The organism is Achromobacter spanius, from assembly GCF_039673305.1.
In the GTDB taxonomy this organism is placed as follows: Bacteria; Pseudomonadota; Gammaproteobacteria; order Burkholderiales; family Burkholderiaceae_B; genus Achromobacter; species Achromobacter spanius_F.
In genome coordinates this window covers 1-15,861 of the sequence record NZ_JBDJLJ010000056.1, presented here as the reverse complement: position 1 = coordinate 15,861, position 15,861 = coordinate 1, and the positions used below count along the sequence as shown (strand labels likewise).

The 15,861-nt window shown below is 68.2% G+C and carries 12 protein-coding genes; 7 read left to right on the top strand and 5 right to left on the bottom strand.

Translation table 11 applies throughout. The features are described from left to right. Window position 1 precedes the first annotated feature (1 nt). Window positions 2–2,890, top strand: a complete 2,889-nt coding sequence (locus ABE485_RS26215) for a WG repeat-containing protein (protein WP_346518172.1) — start codon at window positions 2–4, stop codon at window positions 2,888–2,890. Here ABE485_RS26215 and ABE485_RS26210 read toward each other — a convergent pair. Then, window positions 2,884–3,744, bottom strand: a complete 861-nt coding sequence (locus tag ABE485_RS26210) for an isocitrate lyase/PEP mutase family protein (RefSeq protein ID WP_346518171.1) — start codon at window positions 3,742–3,744, stop codon at window positions 2,884–2,886. The two genes, ABE485_RS26215 and ABE485_RS26210, sit on opposite strands and share 7 nt — an antisense overlap. A gap of 105 nt (window positions 3,745–3,849) precedes the next feature. Between ABE485_RS26210 and ABE485_RS26205 the strand changes: the two genes are divergently transcribed. Further along, the gene (locus ABE485_RS26205; RefSeq protein WP_346518170.1) at window positions 3,850–4,740 is read left to right on the top strand and encodes a LysR family transcriptional regulator; all 891 of its coding nucleotides are present in this window, start codon (window positions 3,850–3,852) and stop codon (window positions 4,738–4,740) included. Window positions 4,741–4,752: 12 nt separating this feature from the next. Here the strand turns inward: ABE485_RS26205 and ABE485_RS26200 are convergent, their stop codons facing one another. The 4 genes from ABE485_RS26200 to ABE485_RS26185 form a co-directional block, all read right to left on the bottom strand. Further along, entirely contained in the window at window positions 4,753–5,568 is an 816-nt protein-coding gene (locus tag ABE485_RS26200) for a siderophore-interacting protein (protein WP_346518169.1), read from the bottom strand. Window positions 5,569–5,596: 28 nt separating this feature from the next. Beyond that, the gene (locus ABE485_RS26195) at window positions 5,597–6,421 is read right to left on the bottom strand and encodes a PadR family transcriptional regulator (protein ID WP_346518168.1); all 825 of its coding nucleotides are present in this window, start codon (window positions 6,419–6,421) and stop codon (window positions 5,597–5,599) included. 366 nt (window positions 6,422–6,787) lie between these two features. Continuing rightward, window positions 6,788–7,594, bottom strand: a complete 807-nt coding sequence (gene proC, locus ABE485_RS26190) for a pyrroline-5-carboxylate reductase (RefSeq protein WP_346518167.1) — start codon at window positions 7,592–7,594, stop codon at window positions 6,788–6,790. A 37-nt stretch (window positions 7,595–7,631) separates the two neighbouring features. Further along, a complete protein-coding gene (locus tag ABE485_RS26185) occupies window positions 7,632–8,765 on the bottom strand; it encodes an alpha-hydroxy acid oxidase (RefSeq protein ID WP_346518166.1) in 1,134 nt (377 codons plus the stop codon). A gap of 339 nt (window positions 8,766–9,104) precedes the next feature. Between ABE485_RS26185 and ABE485_RS26180 the strand changes: the two genes are divergently transcribed. From ABE485_RS26180 to dapA, 5 genes are all read left to right on the top strand, one after another. Continuing rightward, window positions 9,105–10,532 (top strand): FAD-binding oxidoreductase, encoded by a 1,428-nt coding sequence (locus ABE485_RS26180; protein ID WP_346518165.1) that lies wholly within the window; start codon window positions 9,105–9,107, stop codon window positions 10,530–10,532. Between the two features lie 44 nt (window positions 10,533–10,576). Beyond that, complete coding sequence (locus ABE485_RS26175; protein WP_346518164.1) at window positions 10,577–11,659, top strand: ABC transporter substrate-binding protein; 1,083 nt, start codon at window positions 10,577–10,579, stop codon at window positions 11,657–11,659. Window positions 11,660–11,724: 65 nt separating this feature from the next. Continuing rightward, window positions 11,725–12,822, top strand: a complete 1,098-nt coding sequence (locus ABE485_RS26170) for an ABC transporter ATP-binding protein (RefSeq protein ID WP_346518163.1) — start codon at window positions 11,725–11,727, stop codon at window positions 12,820–12,822. 4 nt (window positions 12,823–12,826) lie between these two features. Beyond that, a complete protein-coding gene (locus tag ABE485_RS26165) occupies window positions 12,827–14,602 on the top strand; it encodes an ABC transporter permease subunit (RefSeq protein WP_346518162.1) in 1,776 nt (591 codons plus the stop codon). Window positions 14,603–14,635: 33 nt separating this feature from the next. Beyond that, a complete protein-coding gene (gene dapA / locus ABE485_RS26160) occupies window positions 14,636–15,541 on the top strand; it encodes a 4-hydroxy-tetrahydrodipicolinate synthase (RefSeq protein ID WP_346518161.1) in 906 nt (301 codons plus the stop codon). The last annotated feature ends 320 nt before the right edge of the window (window positions 15,542–15,861 follow it).

The following is a 15,861-nucleotide window of genomic DNA, read 5'->3' as shown; positions in this document are numbered from 1 at the left end:
CATGACGTCACGCGCGCTTAGAACCACCCGCATTGCCTGCGCCCTTGCCGCCTTGGGCGCATCGCTGTCCGTGCAGGCGCAGTCCGGCCACCTGTATTGCCTGCAGGAAGGGGAATACCTCGCCTATCCCGCCGCGGACGATATCGCCGCGCGCAATCCTTTCGGCAACGGCTGCATCCGCGACCTGGCCGACGACCGCGCCGCCGTGCTGCTGCCCTCCGCCATCGAGAACATCGACCGCGTGCCGCGCAACGGCTCGCTGCGCCGCCATGCCTGGGGCTTTCTGGACCAGAACGGCCGCGTCGCGATCGAACCCATCTTCGAGGCGGTGGGCGACTTCCGCCACGGCCTGGCCGCCGTGCAATGGCAGGGCAAGTGGGGCTTCATCGACAAGAACGGGCGCATGGCGGTGCGCCCGCGCTATGACGCGGTGCAGGACTTCGTCGAGATCGGACTGGCGGTCGTCACGCTGGACGGCAGGCCGCTGCTGATCGACCGCCAGGGCAATCCGGTGGGCGATCCGTTCGAGGATGTCGTGCGCGCCGTGCGCCTGTCCGACGGCGTGCCCGCCCGGGCCATGGTCCAGTACAAGGAAGAATACCGTTCGTCCACCGGCGAACGCCGGTACGGCGGAACCGGCGTCGTGGTCACCCGGCCGCTGGGCGACAAAGGCCTGTATATCGCCACCAACGGCGAAGGCAAGTACGGCGTGGTCGACAAAGACTGGAAGTGGGTCGTGGAGCCGGTGCTGGACGACATCTACGCGCACGACGGCGGCGGCCTTGCAACGGGCTATGGGCCGGAAGGCGCCGTGATGGTGACCGCGGAGGGCAAGCTGATCGGCGCGGACCAGCAGTACGAAAGCATGAATCCGGTCGGCAAGGCCTTCTGGAGCGCGGCGCTGCCGCGGCGGGCGGGCTTTGCGGTGCTGGACCGGACAGGCGCGGTGGTCGCCACGCTGACGCAGGACGAAGGCCAGGCCTCGCAGCGTCATGGCGACACCATCGTGTACCCCTCGGGCGACAAGCTCATGGCGCTGGTGCCGGGCCAAGCGTCGCCCGTGACGCTGGGATCCGGGCTGTCGGCCACCGACGAGCTGGACGGCTATGTGCTGTTCGTGGACGGCTCGAGCCGCACCGCCGGCCTGCTGACGCCCAAGGGCGTCTGGCTGCACGAGGGCACGGCGCCCGCCTGGCTGGCGGACGCGACCCGCATCCAGACGCGTGAAGGCAACCTGTGGATGTCCGACGCGCAAGGCACGCTGCTCAATGTGCTGGACCAGGACGGCAAGGCGGTCCTCAAGCCCGAGACCGTGCAGGCGGTGCGGAACCAGCAACTGCAGTCGCTGCCGGCGTCGGTGCCCGGCGGCCCGTTGGGCCTGCTGGGACAAAGCCATTGCCACTGCGACGACGCGCAGGCAGGCCTGCTGCTGGCGGACGGCAGCATCGTGACGGATCCGTCGTGGTCCGCCGTGACGCCGCTCGACGACGCCGACAGCGAGGGCGCCGCCGGAATGAAGGCGGAGCAATTGCGCTATGCGGCGGAAACCGACGAAGGCATGGTGCTGCTGGACGCGCGCGGCAAGCCGCTGGACCTGCCGGTGCAGCAGCATATCGGCATGTTCCGCCACGGCTACGCGCAGGTCTACGGCGACGGCGTCGTGCGCATGATCGACCGCGCGGGCAAGACCTACGAATTGCCCGAGAACTTCGACACGCAGGTCGTGGCCCCAGGCGTGGTCCGCTTCCTGAAGACGGCGGCCGACGGCGCCCCATGGGGCCTGTACGACTTCGTGGCCGGCAAGGAGCTGGCCGCGCCCGCGTTCCGCAGCATCGACGAATTCCAGGACGGCCAGGCAATCGCCTCGCTCGGTCCCGGCCGCGTCGGCGTCATCGACCTGCAGGGCCGGTGGATCCTGCCGGCCAGCCATCAAGGCGCCGAACGCGTGAACGGCACGCTGTGGAAGGTGTCGCAGCCCGGCCCGCAAGAGAGCGAATACGACCGCCCCGCCGCGGTGTTCAATACGCGTGGGCAGGCGCTGACCGCCTACCTGCGCGGACTGCAGGTCGGCGACTTCGGCGATGGTTCCGTCAGCGCGGGCACCAGCGAGCGCCGCTGGATCATCTCGCCGGACGGCGCGGACGCGCTGGACATGAAGGACGCCGACTACGTCCGCCTGGGCGACTGGATGGAGATCCGCCGTGCCGACCGCCAGGGCTACCTGAACAGCAAGGGAAGCTGGCAGATCGAGCCCGCGGCCACGAGCGGAACCGCGTTCCACGGCTCGCCTGCACGGGCGCTCACGGCGGACGCCGCGGGCACGCGCGTGATCGACGCCAACGGCAAGATCCTGGCGACGCTGCCCAAGGGCGATTGGAGCTGGCCGCAGGGCGCCGGCATGCTGATCCGCCATCACACGGCGGACCGCGGCGCCATGACCGACTACACCGACCTTGCGGGCAAGCCCCGGCTCACGGTCGAGGGCATGGCGTCCGCGTTTTCCGAGGGACGCGCCGTGACGCAGCTCTCCGGCGGCGGCGTGCGCTGGGTGGACGCCAAGGGCGCGCTGATGGGTCCGGCCTTCGAGGCGCTGGGCCCGATGCGCGAGGGCCTCGCGCCCGCCAGCGCCGACCGCAGCTATGGCTACGTGAACGGCGACGGCGAGTTCGCCATCGCGGCCGAGTTCCGGGCCTTGTCGGGCTTCGCGAACCAGCGCGCGGTGGTGTCCACCGAAGACGACTCGCGGATCATCGACAACGCGGGCCAGACGCTTGCGCGCGTGCAGATGCAGTGCGGCATCCGCACGTTGTACGGCGCAGCCGGCCAGCGCCTGTGGCCGCTGCGCATGCCGCAGGGCTGCAAGGGCCGGCCGGAGTCCCGCGCCTACTGAGCGTCCAGCGCCAGATAGCGGCGGGTCTGCACGATCTCTTCACGCTCCTTGAAGCTGGTCAGGCGGTCCGCCAGCGCGCTGCTGTCGCCCGTCTGCCGGATGGCCGCCAGGGTGGCCTGCATGGCATGGATGGCGGCGCGCTGCAGGTCGGACGGGATGATCGCCAGGCGGTAGCCCATGGCGGCCAGGTCCGGTAGCGGCACCAGCGGCGTCTTGCCGCCGTAGAACATGTTGATCAGCTTCAGGCCAGGCAGGCGGTCGGCGATGGCGCGGATCTGTTCCAGCGTTTCGGGCGCTTCGACGAAGATCATGTCGGCGCCCGCCTTCAGGTAGCGCTCGGCCCGCGCGATGGCCGCGTCGAACCCTTCCACCGCAATGGCGTCGGTGCGCGCGATGACCAGCGTGTCGGCATTGGCCAGCGTCTGGCGCGCGATGTGGACCTTGCGGCACATTTCTTCGGCGTCCACCAGGCTCTTGTCGTCCAGGTGGCCGCAGCGCTTGGGGAAGGACTGGTCCTCGATATGGAACGCGGCGACGCCCGCGCGCTCCATGATGCGCACCGTGCGCTCCACATTGGCCGAACCGCCGAATCCGGTGTCCGCGTCCGCCACCACGGGCAGGCCGCTGGCATCGACGATTTTCTCGACGCGGTCCATGACTTCGGTGAAGCTGAGCAGGCCGATGTCGGGATAGCCCGCCGCACGCGCGATGGCGCCGCCGCTGGCGTACACGGCGGAAAAGCCGGCGGCGGCGACAAGCCGGGCGGACATGCCGTCGTAGGCGCCGGGCGCCACGACAATCTCCTGGGACAGGCGCTGGCGCAACTGGGCGGCGGGAGTAAGCGGCGAAGTCATGCGGGTTCCTTCAATGCGATGGCGGGGATGTCCGCATGATCTGCCCGCCGAACTAGAATGTCCAATATATGGAAAATTGATAAACAGGACTTTATAGATATCGATATGGAACTGCGCCACCTTCGCTATTTCGTCGTCACGGCCGAAGCCCAGCACTTCACGCGCGCGGCCGAACTGCTGGGCATGGCGCAGCCGCCGCTCAGCCAGCAGATCCGCCAGCTGGAGCAGGAAGTGGGCACGCCGCTGTTCAACCGCACGGGGCGCGGCGTCGCGCTGAACGACGCGGGGCGGGCGTTTCTGGCGTGCGCGCAGGACATCCTGCAACGCGCGGATGCCGCCGTGCGCACGGCCCGGCGCGCCGCGCGCGGCGAAGTCGGCGAACTGACGCTGGGCTTCACGGAGTCCGCGTCGTTCAACGGCGTGGTGACCGAGCTGATCCGCCAGTACCGCGCGCTTTACCCGGAAGTGGAAATGACGCTGTCGCAAGGCGATAGCGAAACGCTGGTGGCGCAGTTGCGCGATGGGGCGATAGACGCCGCATTCGTGCGACCGCCCTTCGCGCTGGAGGGCGGGCTGGCGTTCACCCAACTGGTGCAGGAACCGCTGGTCGTGGCGCTGCCGCTGGGACATGCGCTGGCGCGGCGCAAGCGCCTTGCGCCGGCGGACCTGGCGCGCGAACACTTCATCCTGTATTCGCGCAAGTCGGGCTATGGGCTCAGCGCGGACATCATGGCGGCGTGCCGCCAGCACGGCCTGAATCCGCTGATCGGTCAACAGGCGCCGCAGTTGTCGTCGGCGGTGAACCTGGTGGCGGCCGGCATGGGCGTGGCCATCGTGCCCGCATCCTTGCGCCACCTGCGGCCGGACGGCGTGGTCTACCGCCCTTTCGCGCTGGACTGGCCGCGCGCGGTGCTGGGGCTGGCGGTCCGGCAGGACGCGCCCGGCGGACGCGCCGCGAACCTGCAGGCGCTGGCCCGCGCCCCGCGCCGGGAATGACGCGCGCGGCGTTCAGTCGTCGTGCGATTCGTGCACGGCCACCGCGCCGCGCTTCCAGTAGCTGGCGGCGCGGATGCGGCTCTTGTCGATGCCGTGCTGCGCGACCATGATCTCGCGCACGGCCTTGGCCGTGGCCGATTCCGCCGCCACCCACACATAGCCTTCGCCCGGCGGCAGCGTCAGTTCGCGTGCGGCTTCAAGCAGCAGGGTGCTGTATCCCGGCGCGGTGCCGTTGCGGTGGAGCCAGCGCACGGACGCCTGGGCGGAAGTGGTCAGCGGGATCTGGTTGGACTCGGCGGGCACTTCGATCAGCACCAGGGCCTGCGCCGACGCGGGCAGTTCTTCCAGGCGCCGCGCGATGGCGGGCAGCGCGGTTTCGTCGCCGATCAGCACATGCCAGTCGAACGCCTTGGGCACCACGAAGGAACCACGCGGGCCGCCGATACCCAATTGCTGGCCGGCCCTGGCCTGCTCGGCCCAGGTCGACGCAGGGCCGTCGCCGTGCAACACGAACTCAATTTCCAGTTCCTGGCGCGCCGCGTCGAAGCGGCGCGGCGTGTAGTCGCGCGCGGCCGGCCTGGCCGCTCCCGCCGGAAACTTGATGCCGTCGGCGCCGACGGTGGGCAGGACCGGGGCTTGCGCGGGGTCAGCGGGGAAGAAAATCTTCACGTGGTCGTCAAAGGACGCGGACACGAAGTCCTGCAGGTCCTGGCCGGTGAAGGTGATGCGCGCCAGGAGGCCGGCAATGCGCTCCACGCGGGCCACGGTCAGCGTGCGCATCTTCAGGTTGTGGCGCACGCGCTCTACGTTCAGGTCGCTACGGGTCATCAGAACTCCAGTAAGTATCGGGACGGGATCAGGCGCCGGACTTGCCGGTGATCTCGTCGGTGGCGCGCGCCAGGATGGCGGCGATGCGCCGTTGTTCGGCGGGGGAGGCATCGGTGCGTTCCAGCAGCGCGCGCTTGATCGCCTGGCGCGCCTCTACGAACTCGGGCAGCCAGCCCGTGCGGGAATCCTCGCCCTCCGGGCCGGTGGCGCGCGGCTGGCCGCTCCAGGCCTGGCGCATCCAGTCCATCTTGCGCGCCACGTGCTTGAGCTTGTTGAACATCATCGACAGGCGGTCGCGATTGGCGTCCAGGTGCGCCCTGCCGGGTTCCGACAGGTGGTAGCGCTTCTTCGCGCCCTCTTGCTCGACGGTGGCGTAGCCCAGCTCTTCCAGGTAGGTGAGCGCGGGATAGACCATGCCCGGGCTGGGCGTGTAGAAGCCATTGCTTAGCGCGCCCAGCGCCTTGATGAGTTCATAGCCATGGCTGGGGTTCTGCTCCAGCAGGCCCAGCAGCATGAGCTGCAGATCGTCGCCCGAGACCTTGCGGCTGCGGGTGAAGCCCCGGCCGTCGCCACCGAAGCCGTCGGCGTCGCCGCGGCCGTCGGGCGAGCCCGAAAACCAGTCGCCGCCCGCGCTGGCGTGGCGATGGTGGTGATGGCGGCCGCCGTGGGCGGGATGGCCATGGCGATGTTCCGGATGGCCGTGATGATGACCGGGATGGCCAGGGTGATGTTCGGGATGGCCGTGATGGCCATGGGCGTCGTGCCCGTGATGATGAGGATGGCCATGGCGCCCGTGGGCGCGGCGGTCCTCGAAGGCGCGATGGAACGCGGCAAGGAAATGGGATTGGCGCATGGTTAGCTCTTAAGATGTATCTTACGATATAGATCGTACGATATACCCATGCGAACCCGACCGTCAAGCGCGCCGGTCCAGCACAGCGCAGCCAGCAGCAGCAAGCCATTGCCCCGGAGCGCGCGTTGCGGTCGGACCCGTCGAAAAGGGGAGAAGATGAGGATGAGCCCAGCCAGGCCCAGCGCGAGCAGCGCGGTGGCGGAGGACAGGGGCGGCAGGCGGACCGCGCCAGCGGCGCTGGCGCGGCGGTCGGATCAAGGAGAACCGACTATAGGAGCCGCCCTTGGGGGCGGCGTGGACCCACGGCGCGCCCGATCCTTGGAGCCACGCCGCGGGAGCCGCGCGCCTGTTGGCGCGCGGACCCGCCTATCCCGCGGAGAGTTCGCGCGCGCGCTGCTCGGCCTTGTGCACGGCCTGGACGATGGCCGCGGCCACGCCCGCTTCCTGCATGTGCGACAGCGCCGCGTAGGTCGTGCCGCCCTTGGACGTGACGCGCTCCTGCAGTTCGGTCAGCGGCACGTCTTCGCTGGCGGCCAGCCCCGCCGCGCCGCGGAATGCCGCGACCGCCAGCCGGCGCGCGTCGGCGGGCGCGAAGCCCAGTTCGACGGCGCCCTTTTCCAGCGCCGCCATGAAGTGGAACACGTAGCCGGGACCACTGCCCGTCACCGCGGTGACGGCGTCGATCATGGCTTCGCTGTCGGTCCAGATGCGTTCGCCCACGGCGGCGAACAGCGCATCGACCTGATCGCGTTCGGCCTTGCCGCAGGCCGGCGTGGCGTACAGGCCGGTCATGCCCAGGCCCACCTTGGCCGGCGTGTTGGGCATGGCTCGCACGATGCGCGCATGCCCGCCCAGCCAGTCAGCCAGCGAGGCCAGCTCAACGCCCGCGGCAATGCTGACCACGGTGGCGGCGGACGGCAGGTGCTGGCGGATCTGTCCGCAGGCCTCGCGCAGCACCTGGGGCTTGGTGGCCAGCACGCACAGCGCGGCGTCACCGATGTCCGGGCCGACGTTTTCGCGGCACGGCAGGCCGCGCGCGGTCAGCGCTTCGCGCGTGGGCGCGTAGGGCTCGATCACCAGGAAGTCGGCCAGTGCCCGGCCCTGGCCGAGCAAGCCGTCGATGATGGCGGAGGCCATATTGCCGCCGCCGATGAAAACGATCTTTTCACGCATGATGCTTTTTGTTCCAGAGAATGGATTGCAAGACGGGTCAGCGCTTGCGCACCGCGGCGGCGTCAAGCGCGCCGATGCGGTTGCGGCCCAGCAGTCTAAGGGTATTTTCCAGTTCCGCGCGCAGAATGGCCAGCACCTCATGCGCGCCCTTCGGTCCCCGGCCCGCCAGCCCGTACAGGGGCGCGCGTCCCAACAGCACCGCGCGCGCGCCCAGCGCCACGGCCTTGGCGATATCGCTGCCGCGGCGCACGCCGCCGTCCACCAGGATCTCCAGCGACTGCCCCAGTTCCGCAACGACCTCAGGCAGCACATCCAGCGGGCACGGCGCGCTTTCGAGCTGGCGGCCGCCGTGGTTGGACAGGACGATGCCGTCCACGCCGTGCGCCTGCGCGCGGCGCGCATCGGCCAGGCCCTGGATGCCCTTGATGACGATGCGTCCGCGCCAGGCGCGGCGCAGCCAGGCGATATCGTCCCAGGTCAGCGCCAGGTCCATCTGGCGGCTCAGGGCGGACGCCTGCTCGGTGATGTTTTCCCGCGCATTGGAACTGACGGCCAGGTTCTTCAACTGCGGCCCGCCGTGGCGCAGCATCCGCCAGCACCAGCCCGGATGCGCCGCCAGGTCCAGCAGCAGGCGGGGCGACGGCCGCAGCGGCAGCTTGAAACCGTTGCGCTTGTCGTGGTCGCGGTTGCCGTGCACCGGCACGTCCACGGTCAGGAACAGCACCGTATAGCCGTTCTGCCACGCGCGGTCCATCAGATGCTCCGCGATGCGGCGGTCCCGCTGCACGTACAACTGAAGCCAGAGTTCACCGGCGGTGGCGGCGCGCACGTGCTCCAGCAGGGACGTGGACGCGGTGGACAGCACAAAAGGCAGGCCCGCCCGCTGCGCGGCGCGCGCCAGATGCACGTCGGCCTCGGGCCAGAACAGGCCATTCAGGCCGGTGGGGCCCACGATCGCGGGCATGGCGGCGGTCGCGCCCAGGACGGACACGTCCAGGCTGCAGTCCGTCACGTCCACCAGCACATCCGGGCGGAACTCCAGGCCGGCATAGGCCGCCGTGTTGCGCGCCAGCGTGAGGCCGTCCTCGGCGCCGCCTTCCAGATAATCGAATGCCAGCCGGGGCAGCCGCCTTTGCGCGTGCCGCCGGTACTCCATCACGCTGGGAAGCATGTTCCTTCCTTGGGTTGGACAGCGAAATGAAAATTGCATTTCGCATATATCGATTGTATTTCGATCATTTTAAAGATCGCAATCAGGGACAGCCATTAGACGTTGCAGATGCTGGACGAAGGCCGGGACCGATGGCGAAAACCTTGCCAGAATGCGGGTCCCCGGCGTTTTGAGGGCGCGGCGGGCCTCCTGAACGGTGTGCCTTCTCTCCTAGGACATACCCTAGAATCAATCGATATACGATTGATCAAATCGAAAAGCGATTTAAGTAATCGTATGCTGTGCCTCAATGCGCTCGGGGTTTGAACGACTCCCCCAGCCCCATCCGGGACCACAGACATGACCAACGGCATCACCCTGCTAGACGCGTTGACCCAGGCCCTGGGCCAGGACGCCATCCTTCAAACCGAGGCCGACACGGCCGGCTACACCGAAGACTGGCGCGGCCGGTACAAGGGCCCCGCGCTGTGCGTCGCCCTGCCGGGCACCACGCAACAGGTGGCCGACGTCGTGCGCCTGTGCAACCAGTACGCCACGCCCGTGCTGCCGCAGGGCGGCAACACCAGCCTGTGCGGCGGCGCGGTGCCGGCCGCCGACGGCACGCCGCCCGTCATCGTGAACCTGTCCCGCATGCGCAAGATCCGCGGCGTCGACGCGGCGAACAATTCCATGCAAGTCGAAGCCGGCTGCGTGCTGGCCACGGTGCAGGAAGCCGCCGCCGCCAGCGGCCGCCTGTATCCGATCAGCCTGGGCGCCGAAGGCTCGTGCCAGATCGGCGGCACCATCGCCACCAACGCCGGCGGCACTGGCGTACTGCGCTACGGCAACACGCGCGACAACATCCTGGGCCTGGAAGTCGTGCTGCCGGACGGCCGCATCTGGAACGGCATGACCGCCCTGCGCAAGAACAACACGGGCTTCGACCTGAAGCACCTGTTCATCGGCGCCGAAGGCACGATGGGCATCGTCACCGCCGCCGTGCTCAAGCTGCATCCGCTGCCGACCGCCCATGCCGTGGCGTGGCTGGCGCCCGACAGCCCGCAGGCCGCGCTGGACATCCTGGGCCTGTTCCAGCACGCCTGCGGATCGCGCCTGTCGGCCTTCGAGATGATCGACAGCAACCAGCTGGACGTCGTGATGGAGCACGTGCCCGGCCGCAAGAATCCGCTGGCCGGCGCGCATCCCTGGCACGTGCTGGTGGAACTGTCCGACACCGGCGATGGCGCCGGCCTGCAGGACCTGCTGCAGCAGATCCTGGAGCAGGCATCCGAAAAGGGCCTGCTGCACGACGCCGTCGTCGCCAGCAACGACACCCAGCGCGCCGCGCTCTGGGAAGTGCGCCACAGCGTGTCGGAAGGCAACAAGAAGGCAGGCGTCGGCCTGACCACCGACAGCGCCGTACCCGTGTCCAGCGTGCCGCGCTTCATCGATGAAGCCACCGTCGCCGTGCGCCGCCTGGTGCCGGACCTGCCCGTGCTGATCGTGGCCCATCTGGGCGATGGCAATGTCCACTTCATTCCGTTCTTCACGTTCGACGCGTGGAACGCCCTGCCCGACCGCGACGCCATGGCCGCCGCCATCCGCCGCGCCGTCAACGACGTGGCCGATGCGCTGGGCGGCACCTTCAGCGCCGAACACGGCGTGGGCCGCACGTCGCTGGCCGAGATGGGGCATTACAAGTCGCCCGTCGAACTGGACATGATGCGCGCGCTGAAAGCCACGTTCGATCCCACGAATCTCTTCAATCCCGGCCGCTTGCTGCCTTGAGCCGTCGTTCTTGATCCGTCGTCCCTGACCCGCAGGAGTCTTCCATGAAATCGACCTTCCACAACGCCTCGCGCCGCAACGCGCTGAAAACCGTCGCCGCCGGCGCGGCCGCCCTGGCCATGCCCATGATCTGGACGCCATCGCGCGCGGCCTCCAAGCGCATCGTCGTGCGCGACGACGGCGGCATCTACAGCAAGGCCTATGGCGCGGTGTTCTACAAGCCCTTCACGGAAGCCACCGGCATCCAGGTGGTGGGCGTGCAGGCCAACGCCGAACCCACCGCGCAGATCCGCAGCATGGTGGACACGGGCAACTACACCTGGGACATGGCCAAGATCAGTCAGCCCGCCATCCTGATGCTGACCGAGGGCGGCAAGGTCTATCTGGAAAAGCACGGCCTGGAATCCGACCCCGTCGTCGCTACCATCCCCAAGCAGTACATGTCGCCGTACGGCGTGGGCAACAACGTCTACACCACGGTGCTGGCCTACCGCACGGACGCCTTCAAGGGACGCCGCGCGCCGGCCTCGTGGGCCGACTTCTGGAACGTCAAGGACATCCCGGGCCGCCGCGGCCTGCGCAAGCATCCCTTCGACACCATCGAGGAAGCGCTGATGGCCGACGGCGTGGCGACCGACAAGGTCTATCCCTGCGACATCGACCGCGCGCTGGCCAGCCTGGACAAGGTCAAGCCGTCGGTGGACGTGTGGTGGAACACCGGCGCCCAGGTCGAGCAGATGCTCGGCTCCGGCGAAGTGGACATGATCGCCACCTGGGTGTCGCGCGCGCAATCGGCCATCGCCAACGGCGCGCCGGTGCAGATCGTGTGGGACCAGAACATCTGGGGCTGCGACAACTGGTCGATCCTGAAGGGCACCCCCAACGCCGACGCCTGCCGCGAGTTCATCAAGTTCGCGTCCGACCCCAAGCGCCAGGCCGCGCTGGTCGAGTACTTCGCCGCGGGCGTCACGCAGCCGGCCGCGTTCGACTACATCAAGGCCGACGTGGCGCGCAACTGCCCCACGCATCCGGACAACATAAAGACGGGCCTGCACATCAATGCGGCGTACTGGCTGGACAAGCAGCGCGACGTGATCGAACGCTTCAACGGCTGGGTCCTGAAGTAAGCCTCTTGACCGCGCCCGCCCCTTCCCGGGCGGCGCGGGGCCATTTTTTCTTTCTGTCGAACACCATGTCTTCTTCCAATCTGCAAATCTCGGGCCTGGGCAAACGCTACGGCGATTTCGTCGCGCTGGCGCCCACGCACCTGGACGTCGCCCGCGGCGAGTTCCTGACCCTGCTGGGTCCGTCGGGTTCCGGCAAGACCACCCTGCTGAGCCTGATCGCCGGCCTGGCCCAGCCCGATGAAGGCCGCGTGCTGATCGACGGCGCGGACGTGACCTACGGCGCGCCCTACGAGCGCGATATCGGCATGGTGTTCCAGAACTACGCGCTGTTCCCGCACATGACCATCGAGGAGAACATCGCGTTCCCGCTGAAGATGCGCAAGGTGCCGGGGGCCGAGGCGCGCCGCCGCGCGCTCGAGGCGCTGGAGATGGTGCGCCTGCCGCACGTGGCGGCGCGCCTGCCGCGCGAACTGTCGGGCGGCCAGCAGCAGCGCATCGCGCTGGCCCGCTGCATGGTCTACCGCCCCGCGATCATCCTGATGGACGAACCGCTGGGCGCGCTGGACAAGAAGCTGCGCGACCAGATGCAGCTTGAGATCAAGCGCATCCACCGCGAACTGGGCACGACCATCGTCTACGTGACGCATGACCAGGAAGAAGCCATGACGATGTCCGACCGCATCTGCCTGATGAATGGCGGCGCGATCGAACAGTTGGGCACGCCGGCCGACCTGTATTTCCGTCCGCGCACGCTGTTCGTCGCGGACTTCCTGGGCGAATCGAACCTGCTGCGGGGCGTGGTGACGGCGGTCGACGGCGAGACGCTCTCCGTCCAGCTCGCCCATCAGGGCGTGACCGGCCAGGCCTTGTCCAACGGCGCGCCCATCAAGGCCGGCCAGAAGGTCACGGTGATGCTGCGCCCCCAGAACCTGAGCGTCAGCGCCGCCGGCGGCAATGGCAGCGCGGGCCCGGCCCTGACCGGCAAGCTGCTGGACGTGATGGTGACGGGCAGCCTGACCAAGCTGTATCTGGACACGGGCGTGGCCGACGCCGAACCGGTCGTGGTGGCCTACCCGACGCAGCGCCAGGCCGAACACTACGAAATCGGCCAGCCGCTATCGGTGAGCTGGCTGGCCGCGGACGCGGTGGCCATCGCGGAGTGATCGCATGACAACCCTTGCTACTCCCCGTAAGCGCATGAGCCAGGGCCGCCGCCATTTCCTGATGGCGGCCCCGCTGGTCCTGCTGCTCGTCGTACTGCTCATCTACCCGGTGGGGCAGCTGTTGCTGTTGAGCGTCTTTGGCGAAAAAGGCTTCAGCCTGGCGCAATACCACAAGCTGTTCGAGTCGTCGGTCTACGTGAACGTGCTGCTCATCACGCTGAAGATCTCGCTGTGGACGACGTTCTTCTCCGTGGTGGCAGGCTATCCGGTTGCCTACCTGATCTCCAGCCTGTCGGCCAGGCGCAAGACATCCCTGCTGTTCTGGGTGCTGCTGTCGTTCTGGACCAGCTTTTTGGTGCGCACGTTCGCCTGGGTGGTGCTGCTGGGCAGGAACGGCGTGGTGAACCAGCTGCTGCAGGCCCTGGGCATCCTGGATGCGCCGGCCAACCTGCTCTACAACTTCGGCAGCGTGCTGGTGGGCATGGTGCATGCACTGATGCCCCTGGCGGTGCTGACGATGCTGTCGGTCATGGAAAACATCGACCGCAACCTGCCGCGCGCCGCGTCCACGCTGGGCGCCCGCCCGGGCACCGCGTTCTGGAAGATCTACTTTCCGCTGTCGATGCCCGGCGTGGCCGCCGCGGCGATCATGGTGTTCGTGACCGCCATCGGCTTCTTCATCACGCCCGCGCTGCTGGGCGGACGCAAGGAAACGATGATCACGCAGATCATCATCGACCAGGTGCAGCAGACGCTGAACTGGGAGTTCGCGGGCGCCGTGTCGGTGCTGCTGCTGGTGGTGGTGCTGGTGGTGTTCGCCATCTACGACAAGGTGCTGGGCCTGTCGACGATGACCGGCGGCGCCTCCACGCGCGTGCGCGCGTCGGGCAAGGAGAGCCTGTCGCGCCGCGCGGGCGATGCGGTGCTGACGGTGCTGGCCAACGTATCGGACGCGCTGTTCGCGCTGCTGCCCAAGCGCCTGCGCCGGTCGGTGTCGGGCACGGGCCAGTCGCGCACCCTGTGGTGGATCGTGCTGCTGGTGCTGGCGTTCCTGTCCGCCCCCGCATTCCTGATGATCCCGCTGTCGTTCGATTCCGGCTCGGGCCTCACGTGGCCGCCCAAGGGCTTTTCGCTGCAGTGGTACGAGCAGATGTTCACGTCGCCGGTGTGGATGCAGGCGATCACGCGTTCGCTGATCGTGGGTGTGGGCACGGGCTTCCTGGCGATGCTGATCGGCACGCCGGCCGCCTTCCTGCTGGTGCGCGCGAACATGCGGGGCAAGTCGGCGATGCTGGCCTTCGTGCTGTCGCCCATCGTGGTGCCGCGCATGATCATCGCCGTGGGCATGTTCTATTTCTTCGCCCGCGTCGGCCTGGTGGGCTCGACGATCGGCCTGATCCTGGCGCACACGGTGGTGGCGGTGCCTTACGTGGTGATCACCATGATGGCGGTGCTGCGCAACTATGACACGCGCCTGGACCTGGCGGCGCAAAGCCTGGGCGCGGGCCCGTGGTCGACGCTGCGCTTCGTGACTTTCCCGATCCTGAGCGCGGGCCTCTTGTCGTCGTTCCTCTTCGCGTTCGCGACGTCGTTCGACGAGCTGACGATCGCGCTGTTCGCCTCGGGCGGCCTGAACGCGACGCTTCCGAAGCAATTCTGGGACGAGGTGACGCTGCAGATCTCTCCGGTGATCGCCGCGGTCTCGACCTGCCTTTTCATTTTCATTGCCGCGCTGATCTGGCTGGCCGACCGACTGCGCCGCCGCAGCCTGGCCAACTGATCCGCGCTTGTTTCACCCTCTAGGATTCGCAATATGCTGAACGCAACCCAACTGCGCGGAGTCTTCCCCGCCATCCCGACCCCCGTCAACGCCGACGACACGATCAACGTCCCCGCCGCGCAGGCGCTGATCGCCTACCTGCTCAAGCAGGGAATCAACGGCATCGTCCCGCTGGGCGGCACCGGCGAATACGGCGCGCTGGCCCGCGCGGAACGCATCCGCATGTGCAAGCTGACGGTGGACGCCGTGGCAGGCAGCGTGCCGGTGATCCCGGGCGTGCTGGACCCCGGCTTTCACGACGCCCTGCAGGCAGGCCAGGAGTTCGCCGACGCGGGCGCGGACGCGCTGATGGTGCTGACGCCCTACTACACGACGCCGACACAGGCGGGCATCCGCGAGTATTTCCTGCGCTATGCGGACGCATCGCCGCTGCCGGTGATGATCTACGAGATCCCTTACCGAACCCGCATCGCGATCGCGCCGGAGGTGCTGCACGAGCTGTCGCGGCACGAGAACATCATCGGCATGAAGGCCTGCAATACGGACATGTACCATTTCCTGCGCACGGTGGCAGGGGTGGATGAGTCGTTCGCGGTGTTCAGCGGGGAAGACACGCTGCTGCCGGTGCATCTGGCGGCGGGCGCGCGCGGCGGGATCGTGGTGACGGCCAGCCTGCTGCCCACTGCATGGCAAAAGGTATATGAGCTGGGTGCGTCGGGCCGCACGCGGGAGTCGATGGCGCTGCATCGGCGCCTGATTCCGCTGATGAATCTGGCGTTCGCGGAGACGAATCCGGGGCCGATGAAGTCGGTGATGGACCTGATCGGCGTGAATGCGCCGGAAGTGCTGGATCCGCTGGTGGCGCCGGCCGATGGATTGCAGGCTGCACTGCGGAAGGAGTTGGCGCCTTTGCTGAAGGAGTTTGAGGGGATTGCCTGAAGGGATATTCTTTCGGCTTCGCAGGGGGACTGCCTGTTGTAGGCGGTCCTTTTTTTCGTGATTGCTGGTGCGTTATTGGTGCGGGCCGAGGAGTTCTTTAGTCGCCCGGTGTGGCGTGGGCCTGGGGTGGGCGGGGCTCCGGTTGCGGTCCGGAGCCTTCGCTCCGGACTACCCCGTCCTCATCCTCGTTGCCGCCTCCGGCGGCTGCCTTCGGATTCCGTCGGGCGCACCTAAACGCCCCGCCCACCCCACACCCACGCCACACCGGGCGTGTTTGGCTTCAGCTTTAAGGACGCTTCGACGAGCAGGGTTCTTTAGGT

What these genes read in the sequence shown, in the direction of transcription:
- ABE485_RS26195 (WP_346518168.1), bottom strand. Translation starts at nt 6,421, where the DNA reads ATGCGCCAATCCCATTTCCTTGCCGCGTTCCATCGCGCCTTCGAGGAC.
- ABE485_RS26185 (WP_346518166.1), bottom strand. Translation starts at nt 8,765, where the DNA reads ATGCTTCCCAGCGTGATGGAGTACCGGCGGCACGCGCAAAGGCGGCTG.
- ABE485_RS26200 (WP_346518169.1), bottom strand. Translation starts at nt 5,568, where the DNA reads ATGACCCGTAGCGACCTGAACGTAGAGCGCGTGCGCCACAACCTGAAG.
- ABE485_RS26215 (WP_346518172.1), top strand. Translation starts at nt 2, where the DNA reads ATGACGTCACGCGCGCTTAGAACCACCCGCATTGCCTGCGCCCTTGCC.
- dapA (WP_346518161.1), top strand. Translation starts at nt 14,636, where the DNA reads ATGCTGAACGCAACCCAACTGCGCGGAGTCTTCCCCGCCATCCCGACC.
- ABE485_RS26165 (WP_346518162.1), top strand. Translation starts at nt 12,827, where the DNA reads ATGACAACCCTTGCTACTCCCCGTAAGCGCATGAGCCAGGGCCGCCGC.
- proC (WP_346518167.1), bottom strand. Translation starts at nt 7,594, where the DNA reads ATGCGTGAAAAGATCGTTTTCATCGGCGGCGGCAATATGGCCTCCGCC.
- ABE485_RS26180 (WP_346518165.1), top strand. Translation starts at nt 9,105, where the DNA reads ATGACCAACGGCATCACCCTGCTAGACGCGTTGACCCAGGCCCTGGGC.
- ABE485_RS26170 (WP_346518163.1), top strand. Translation starts at nt 11,725, where the DNA reads ATGTCTTCTTCCAATCTGCAAATCTCGGGCCTGGGCAAACGCTACGGC.
- ABE485_RS26175 (WP_346518164.1), top strand. Translation starts at nt 10,577, where the DNA reads ATGAAATCGACCTTCCACAACGCCTCGCGCCGCAACGCGCTGAAAACC.
- ABE485_RS26210 (WP_346518171.1), bottom strand. Translation starts at nt 3,744, where the DNA reads ATGACTTCGCCGCTTACTCCCGCCGCCCAGTTGCGCCAGCGCCTGTCC.
- ABE485_RS26205 (WP_346518170.1), top strand. Translation starts at nt 3,850, where the DNA reads ATGGAACTGCGCCACCTTCGCTATTTCGTCGTCACGGCCGAAGCCCAG.